At 44.0% G+C, this 8,973-nt stretch carries 6 protein-coding genes; 4 read left to right on the top strand and 2 right to left on the bottom strand.

Going from position 1 to position 8,973, the window contains the following annotated elements; all coding sequences use genetic code 11:
* The first annotated feature begins 138 nt into the window (after nucleotides 1–138).
* Nucleotides 139–774 (top strand): pyridoxamine 5'-phosphate oxidase, encoded by a 636-nt coding sequence (pdxH, locus tag AAFM34_RS14855; RefSeq protein ID WP_341664159.1) that lies wholly within the window; start codon nucleotides 139–141, stop codon nucleotides 772–774.
* 60 nt (nucleotides 775–834) lie between these two features.
* Here pdxH and AAFM34_RS14850 read toward each other — a convergent pair whose 3' ends face one another.
* Both AAFM34_RS14850 and AAFM34_RS14845 read right to left on the bottom strand, forming a co-directional pair.
* A complete protein-coding gene (locus AAFM34_RS14850; RefSeq protein ID WP_341664157.1) occupies nucleotides 835–2,664 on the bottom strand; it encodes an SUMF1/EgtB/PvdO family nonheme iron enzyme in 1,830 nt (609 codons plus the stop codon).
* Between the two features lie 147 nt (nucleotides 2,665–2,811).
* Nucleotides 2,812–3,921 carry a PEGA domain-containing protein gene (locus AAFM34_RS14845; protein WP_341664155.1) on the bottom strand — a complete coding sequence of 370 codons (1,110 nt, stop codon included), beginning with the start codon at nucleotides 3,919–3,921 and terminating at the stop codon, nucleotides 2,812–2,814.
* A 429-nt stretch (nucleotides 3,922–4,350) separates the two neighbouring features.
* Here AAFM34_RS14845 and AAFM34_RS14840 point away from each other — a divergent pair, with 429 nt between their 5' ends.
* The 3 genes from AAFM34_RS14840 to AAFM34_RS14830 form a co-directional block, all read left to right on the top strand.
* Nucleotides 4,351–5,166, top strand: coding sequence for an AraC family transcriptional regulator (locus AAFM34_RS14840; protein ID WP_341664153.1), 816 nt, complete (start codon nucleotides 4,351–4,353; stop codon nucleotides 5,164–5,166).
* Between the two features lie 187 nt (nucleotides 5,167–5,353).
* Complete coding sequence (gene putA, locus AAFM34_RS14835; protein WP_341664151.1) at nucleotides 5,354–8,473, top strand: bifunctional proline dehydrogenase/L-glutamate gamma-semialdehyde dehydrogenase PutA; 3,120 nt, start codon at nucleotides 5,354–5,356, stop codon at nucleotides 8,471–8,473.
* Nucleotides 8,474–8,495: 22 nt separating this feature from the next.
* Nucleotides 8,496–8,973 (top strand): 1-pyrroline-5-carboxylate dehydrogenase (locus tag AAFM34_RS14830; protein WP_341664149.1); only part of this gene is annotated, 478 nt, incomplete at its 3' end.

Genomic DNA, 8,973 nt, shown 5'->3' with positions numbered 1-8,973 from the left:
CACTATTTTTAGTCGGTGCCAGCTTTCAGTTAAATGGGGTTTACCGCCAGCTTACAATTGTGATTAAGGTGTGGTTTATCACCTTGCCTTTCTGTATATATAACCGCACAATCGGCAAAAAATGTTTCAGGAGATAAGATGGAACTTGAAGATATCCGACGTGAGTACAGTAAAGGTGGCCTGCGTAGAAAAGACTTAAAGGATAACCCTGTTGATCAATTCAATTTTTGGCTACAGCAAGCCATTGAGGCGGGTTTAACTGATCCTACCGCAATGACTGTGGCGACGGTTGATGAACAAGGCCAACCATTCCAACGTATTGTTTTGCTAAAACATGTCGATGAAGAAGGATTTGTCTTCTACACCAATTTGGGTAGCCGTAAGGCTCAGCAAATAGAAGGTAATTCACAGGTGAGCTTACATTTCCCATGGCACCCTTTAGAGCGCCAAGTGCACGTTACCGGCAGGGCAGAGAAGCTAGGAGTGAAAGAAAATATTGCATATTTTTCTTCTAGGCCTAAAGAAAGTCAGTTAGCTGCGATTGCGAGTAAACAAAGCAGCCGCATATCTGCTCGAGGTGTGCTCGAAGGCAAGTTTCTTGAGCTAAAGCAGAAGTTTGCTAATGGAGAAATACCAGTTCCAAGTTTTTGGGGTGGTTTTAGGGTTAAGGTCGAATCGATAGAGTTTTGGCAAGGTGGCGATCATCGTCTTCACGATAGATTCTTATTCTCTAAACAAGAAAAAGCTTGGCAGATAGATAGACTCGCTCCCTAATGTATTATTAAAAAACGCCGCTAAATGCGGCGTTTTTTAATTGTGGGCATAGGTGATAAGTTAGTTGATTTCTCGTAATACTCGGAAGCCTACATAATTTGCTGCAGATGAGTCAGATAGAGAAAGCTGCTCATGAGCGGCGGCCATTTCAGGAGAAAAGTTCCAAGCCCCACCTTTTAAAATACCGCGTGAATCATTGGTCCATTGCCAAACGTTTCCGACGGTGTCGTAAATGCCCAGCTTATTGGGCTTGAAAGCCATGACTGGAGAAGTGCTCTTGTTTGACCATGGTGTGCCTCCCCAACCTGTATTAGCCTGGCTTGGAGCAAAATGATCGCCCCACCAATAATTGGATTCTGAGCCTGCTCTAGCCGCTATTTCCCATTCATCTTCACTCGGTAGCCTATAGCTATGATTGGTTTTTCGACTTAGCCATTGAGCGTAGGCTTGTGCGTCGTTCTTACTTACGCAAACCACTGGAGAGTTAGCCGCTTGTTTGAAGCCTGGGTTGCGCCAATATCCTTTTGAAATAGGCGTGACCTCGCCTTTTACGATAGCGGTACAGGTATTTTTCAGCTCAGCATCGGTTTGATAATTCGTTGAGTTAACGAATGCCTCAAATTGCTTCACAGTCACAGGTGTGGTACCAAAGCCAAATGGTTTTTTGACTTTCATCTGCTTGGAGCCGTGTTCACCAAGCATATACTGGCCTGGGAGGATGGTAGATACTTCTGGCCCTTGATGGCCTGAACCAAGAGAGTCTGCGAATTTGTCTCCCTCACGAAGAGGGTTTGCTGTTTCAACTAAAACGGCACGAAGGTTGTGATCTCTTTTAATGGACAATTCTTCGTTGAAGTCTTGGTAGCCATCTTTCTTAATTGAAATAGTGTGCTGACCGACAGGCAACATGATTTCTACTGGTGTGCTGCCATAGTTAACACCATCTATTGTGACCTTATCATCGTATAAGTTTGAGCGAACGTTCAAGGTCACCCAAGCGATTTCTTGGTTGGTCACAGAGCTCCCTCTGTCATCAGAGCTATCGGGCTCAAAACAGTATTTTTTATTGATGTTAAGCAGTGTACATGCGGCGCTTTGTGTCGGCCTAGCTTGCATTTCTACATCCATCAGGCTTCGATAGCGTATACCATCATAAAAACCCGACTCTTTAGCTTTAGAGCGCAATACGTGAATGTTAAAAGGGATTTTGTGAGCGTTTGGTTCAATTTCTTTTGATTCGCTGGTGTTAGCGATGAGTTCAGATTGAAACTGTTTGACCGCTTTTTGCAGAGCGAGATCTCGAGTCTGACGGTCACACTCTGCGATAGTCATATTGGCCTGACAGCGATTGGTAAAACTGACTGAGAGAGAATGAGATTCTGTCAATTCACCTTGCAGGCGCTCAGCTCGGGCGCGCAATTTGTTTTGTTCCAAAGAGTCAATGCTTTGTGAAATTGCTTCAAGTTCATTGCTCGAAAGACTTAACTGATGCTCAAGCTCCTGCAGTATCTGCTCTTCGAATAAACGTTGTTTCTGGTTTTGCTTAACGGCAGACCAAGCATCTTGATAAGCTTTCTGACTTGCAGCAAGGTCAACGGTTGGGTCATCAATCATGCGGGCATAATTAGACTCAAGTTGTGCTTTGGCTTGTTTAAATTTGTTGTCCAGAGCTTTAGCCGATTTGGTTAACTGATCGACAGACTGCCTCTGATCTTCAAATTGAGTTTGCTTGTCATTACGGCGTTCTGTGGCCGATGTTAGTTCTTCGTGTTTGTCAAATAGCTGCTGATCGATTTTTACGATAGGGTCGCGCGCTTCCTCAGCTGCAATACCAGCAGAGACAAAGTAAGGTGACAAAGCAAGAAGGAAGGTTGGTAAACCAGTTCGCATTATTATTTCTACAATTCTTTTTTATCTTATGGAGTTATTCTAAACGAAAACGCCACTTTTTCGTAAGTTATTCCCTTATAACTTACGACAAAATGGCGTTTTTGGTCAATGTTGTACTGCTTCCTTCTACTCAAAAAGAGAAGCGCGTTAAATATCTGAATTTGGGCGTAACTTAACCCAGACAGTATCATTACCATCAATAGCAATCATACGGTTATATGTCTGGTAACCATCTTTAGAGACAGTAAACTGATGTTTCCCTTTAGGTAAAACCACTTCTATTGGGGTACTACCGTAATTAACGCCATTGATCGTGACTCGGTCTTCATACTGATCCGAGCGAATAGTAATGTTAGCCCAGCTTTGTTGTGTGTTTGTTTTTTCTTTTTTAGCAACACTGGCACTATTGAGACAATAACGTGAGGATACATTGAGTAGCTTACAGGCGGCAGAGGCTTCTGGCCTAGCTTGAAGTTGGGCTTGCATTTCAGTGTAGTAACTATTGCTGCCTTCAAAGCCTGAACGGATAATTTGGCTCTCTTGGACAAAGACATTCAGCTGGACGCCTTTAATGTTCTGTTTAGCGATATTGGCTTCGGTTAAACTATCGAGAAGCTTTGCCTTAAACGTATTAACAGCACGTTGTTTAGTGAGGTACTTACCTTGATTAGTACATTCACCTAACGTCATGGTTGCCGAGCAGGTTGTTTTGAACGTGGTGTTCAAAACATCGCTTTCTCGCAACTCAGCATCGAGTCGTTTGACGCGCGCTTCAACTTTCTGCTCTTTGAGGTAGGATAACTCAGAGTTAATTCTCGAGCGTTTTTGCTTGATCTGGGATAAGCGCATCTCTTGTTCAGTAATACTTTGCTCTTGCTCAAGTACTTGCGTTTGATTCTTCTTTACCAAAGCCCAAGCTTCTTGGTATTCCTGTTGAAAAGAGAGTAAGTCAACATCTGGATCGTCTAGAAGGCGGTTATACTGTTTGTCCAGTGCTGATTTGGCGCGGTTTCGCTTAGCGTTGAGTTCATGCTCTTCACGTTGAAACTTACTTAGCTCTGCCCTAAGGGTTTGCAACCGTGATGACTCAGCCTCGAATTCAGAACCAAGCTCCTGTAACTCACTTTGTTTGTTTTCCAATTTACTATCGATAGTTGCGACAGGATCGGCAGAGTCCACCATTTCCGCAAAAATCGAAGTTGATGCCCATAGTGGGCTTAGCGCAATTAAAAGCGCTGGGATGCGACGTATTATCATATTTCCCTGCAACAATTAACGTTTATTGACCAACGTAAAAATCCAAAAAAAGACAAACTCATGACAGTCCTTGTGTTCCTGCCTCTTCCAAGTTTACTTCAACCCTGCATCTTTCTCTTGTAAAAAGATTAACCAGCTTTATGCAGATTACCCTAATTTAACGTATATAAAACTTGGATGCTATCTATCATTTTGAGTTGATTGGGGAAATATGCAAGTGAAGATTGAGTATCTGTAAAAAGAAAGTTGCTAGAAGTGACATAAACCGTAATTTATGTGCACTTGATCATTCTTCCGAAGGAGGTTCCCCATCGCTTTTAGGTGCCTTATACGGATTGGATGTAGTACAAAATAGAGCGATAAATTTCGAATTAAGTTGATTTTGTTATAACATGCCATGCTAATGCAATCTGAGGTCAAAACTGTCTCATGAGCTGTTTCAAATCTCGGCCTATTATTGGCGATCTAAATAAACCTGCGTCTCCTAAACCTGCAGAGCTTGTTACCTTACCATCTCATATGGACTGTCATGATCACAGCTATACGCAAATTGTGATTGGTTTAAAAGGACAAGCTGAATTTGAGGTCAGTGGCTTTGGTAACATGGTTGGCCCGGGGCAGGGGTGCGTGGTGACCTCTGGTTCAGGTCATGCATTTGGTGGAGTGGTTGAACAGTCCGATATCTTAGTGCTTAACATGCCATTTCCTAGCGCTGAAGACCCACTCATGTTGCAAAAACTCAATGAACTAAATCAAGGTGACACCTACTTCCAGCTTGATAGTCAAATCCAGAAGCTCATCCACATGTTAGTGGCCGAAATGCAATCTAGGCCAGAGGATCTTCTTCTCAGTCGAGCTTGTAATGACACCCTAATCGCCTTATTGCAAAGGCATATGGCAAAATTTTCAACACCTTACAAAGAGTCTCGTTTCGACCTTGATGCCATTGATCGTTATATCGAACAACACTTAAGCCAGAAAATCTCAGTCGCTCAGCTAGCAGGTAGTGTTTTTTTAGGGGAAAGTCAGTTTCATAGTTTGTTCAAGGCGCAAATCGGCATAACACCTCACCAGTACGTATTAGGTAAACGAGTTGACATGGCAAAGTCTTTGATCAAAAGAGGTAACTTGACTTTAGGTCAGGTGGCGGACTTAACGGGTTTTTCCAGTCAAAGCACATTCAGCCATACCTTTTTTCGTTTACAAGGCGTATCTCCATCCCAATATAAGAAACAATTTAGTTAAATAAGCAACAGCAGACGTATATTATTTTGTCAATTTAGATGTGATTCTGTTTTTGTTTTGTTAATAGGCGGAGTTTTCAGCAAAAAACTCGGAGTTTTTGACAAGTAATCCTCTCCCGCTCAAAATACACTGCAAACCATTGTAATAACTCTGATGAATTTATCAGGCTTGAGATTGAGGAAAACGCATGTTTACTGCAACTGATGTGTTGAATGCCGAGTTTGTTGAGCAGCCGCTAAATAAACTTTGGTCGCTGATCTCGCCACTTTACATGGTGGACGAATCCCAATGGCTTGAACAACTGTTGCCGCTCGCGACTCCGACAGTGGACGAAAAAGCGCAGATGTCGACCAAAACGACTGAGCTCATTGAAGCTATCCGTGCAGATAAAAAGTCGATTCAAATGATCGATGCTTTGCTGCTGGAATACAGTTTGGATACCCAAGAAGGCATATTGCTAATGTGCCTCGCTGAAGCTCTAATGCGTATCCCTGATGCAGCCACTGCTGATGCGTTAATCCGTGACAAACTCAGTGTCGCAGACTGGAAGTCTCATTTAAAAAGTTCAGATTCAGTTTTTGTCAATGCTTCGACATGGGGCCTTATGTTGACAGGCAAAGTTGTTGGTTTGTCTGAATCTGAAGCGCGCAGCCCAGCGTCGGCGGTGAATCGCCTTGTTAATAAAATGTCTGAGCCTGTTATTCGTAAAGCCATGCACCAAGCGATGAAGGTTATGGGTCATCAGTTTGTTCTTGGCCGTTCTATCGCTGAAGCGCAAAAAAATGGCCGTAGCATGCGTGATAAAGGGTTCACCTACTCTTATGACATGTTAGGTGAGGCAGCACTGACTACAGCGGATGCGGATAAATATTTTAATGACTATTTAATGGCAATCGAAGCGGTAGGTCGTGATAGATATGGCATAGAGACAAGCCCAGCTCCGTCCGTTTCAATTAAACTGTCTGCTTTGCATCCGCGCTACGAAGTTGCCAATGAAGAGCGAGTGCTGACCGAACTTGCCGACACACTCATGCAATTGCTGCGTAAGGCTGTTGAATTGGATGTGGCTATCACGATTGATGCAGAAGAAGCGGATCGCTTGGAACTTTCGTTAAAGCTGTTTGAAAAAGTGTATCGAAGTGATGTTGTGAAAGGCTGGGGTAAATTTGGCCTTGTGATTCAAGCCTACTCAAAACGTGCTCTTCCTGTATTGGTCTGGATCAACGGTTTAGCTCGAGAGCAGGGAGATCTTATTCCACTGCGTCTTGTTAAAGGTGCGTATTGGGATAGTGAGATCAAATGGTCGCAACAATCGGGTTACGATAACTATCCTGTCTATACGCGCAAAGAAGCCACAGATGTCGCCTACTTGGCTTGCGCTCGTTTCTTGTTGTCTGACAATGTACGAGGCAATATTTTCCCGCAGTTTGCCAGCCATAACGCTCAAACGGTTACTTCTATCGCTGTGATGGCAGAGCACAAAAACTATGAGTTCCAGCGTTTACATGGGATGGGCGATTCTCTTTATCACCATGTAATGGAAACACACCAACAGCCAGTGCGCATATACGCACCTGTGGGTAGCCATAAGGATTTATTGCCATATTTGGTTCGTCGTCTGCTTGAGAATGGGGCGAACAGCTCGTTTGTCCATCGTCTAGTGGATGCGCGTTGTCCAGTTGAAACTCTTACTCAGCATCCGGTCGATATGCTGGGGGCATTTGAGACACTGAATAATACCAATATTCCACTGCCGCCAAAGATATTCTCTGAGCGCTCAAATTCTTATGGTGTAAATATTGATATTGACTCTGAGGCCAAGCCTTTCGAGCAGCAAGTAGAGAGCTTTCTAGACAAACAATGGTTAGCAGGACCGATAATTAACGGTCAAGTATTCACTGAAAGAATGATCAAGGACGATGTCAGTGTTGAGAAAGTGACAGCACCTTATGACAGGCGCATTGAAGTCGGTCAGGTGGCTTTCTCTAACCTTGATCATGTTTCCGCAGCAATTGAAGGCGCACAAGCGGCCTTTAACGATTGGCAAGCAACTGCGCCAGCTCAAAGAGCTCAAGCTTTAGAAAAATTAGCAGATTTGCTTGAAACTCACCTTGCTGAGTTGGTTGCTTTGTGTCATCAAGAAGCTGGTAAAACAATACATGACAGTATTGATGAAGTACGTGAAGCGGTTGACTTCTGTCGTTACTACGCCAAACAAATAGATAACTTGGGCCAAGTTGAGATTCAAGGCTTTGATGCCAAGACGCGTAAAGTCGTGCGTGACGGACGCGGTGTCTTTGTGTGTATTAGTCCTTGGAATTTCCCGCTAGCGATATTCTTGGGTCAAATTACAGCAGCACTGGTTGCAGGCAATACAGTAGTGGCAAAACCTGCTGAGCAAACTAGCTTGATTGCAGCTCGCGCTGTCGAACTTATGATTGAAGCAGGCTTTCCTAACGGCACTATTCAGCTGTTACCGGGGCGCGGAGCTGATATTGGGGCTGCATTGACCTCTCACCTTGCTATTGCTGGTGTTGCCTTTACAGGTTCAACCTTAACGGCTCAGCGCATCAATCGCACACTTGCACAACGTGATACTGCGCCAGTACCATTTATTGCTGAAACAGGTGGCCAGAATGCCATGATCGTCGACAGTACAGCGCTTCCTGAGCAAGTGGTACGTGATGTGATTCGTTCAGCGTTTGCTTCTGCTGGGCAGCGTTGTAGTGCACTTAGGGTGTTGTATGTTCAGGAAGACATTGCAGACAGAATCATTTCATTGATTCAAGGTGCGATGCAAGAGTTAAAAATAGGCTTACCTTTCGAGCATTCAACCGATGTTGGACCTGTGATTGACGATAACGCCAAGAATAAACTGCTCAAACACATCGAGCGTATGACGGCGACTCAGCAAAAAGTCGCTGGACTGGAGCTTAATGAATTGCACCAACATGGCGATTTCGTTGCACCTTGCGCGTTTGAAATTGATGATATTGCTTGTCTCGATGAAGAGCAGTTCGGCCCAATTTTGCATATTGTCCGTTTTAAAGCGAGTCAACTACACCAAGTGGTTGAGCGAATTAATGGCACTGGTTTTGGCCTCACGATGGGAATTCACAGTCGTAATGAGACCACGTATCGCTGGATTGAAAAGCATGCCCGAGTGGGGAACTGTTATATCAACCGTGATCAAGTTGGTGCTGTCGTTGGTGTTCAACCGTTTGGTGGTCAAGGTCTGTCAGGTACAGGTCCAAAAGCTGGAGGACCACACTATTTATTCCGATTCACTCAGACATCATTTTCTTAATCGGTAAGCAAGGAGAAAAATTATGGTTCATCAAGTTACTCGTTTTTCCGATGCTTATGCAGCATGGGAAAATTGGAATCTCACCAGCTTTGAGATAAGAAGTGAGTATGTACTTGGGTTTAAGCAAGCATTGCAGGGTGTTGAGCCTGCTTTGGCTGCTGTTATTGACTACCATTACCAACATTCAGCGCAGCTGCTGTCCCAAGTCCATGAAATGCCTGGCCCAACAGGTGAGACGAATGAGTTGTATACCGCTGGCCGAGGTGTTGCTCTGATCATTCAGGATCACCTATCTCAATCAGCGCAGCAGGCAGCGATCGCTCAACTTACTTGTGCGCTTCTTGCTGGTAATAGTGTTATTGTGTGCAGTGATGATATTGATTTGATCAAAGCCCTAGAAACGACAGCAAAAAGTGCGTCTTTACCAATAAATCTATTACAATTCGCCTCTCTTGACGCTTACCATCAGTTACTTGAATCTGATGTGAGAAGTGTTGGGT

It is taken from the genome of Vibrio sp. (assembly GCF_038138445.1).
GTDB lineage: Bacteria > Pseudomonadota > Gammaproteobacteria > Enterobacterales > Vibrionaceae > Vibrio.
The sequence above is the reverse complement of the archived record's forward strand: the minus strand, read 5'-3'. Positions and strand labels throughout refer to the sequence as shown.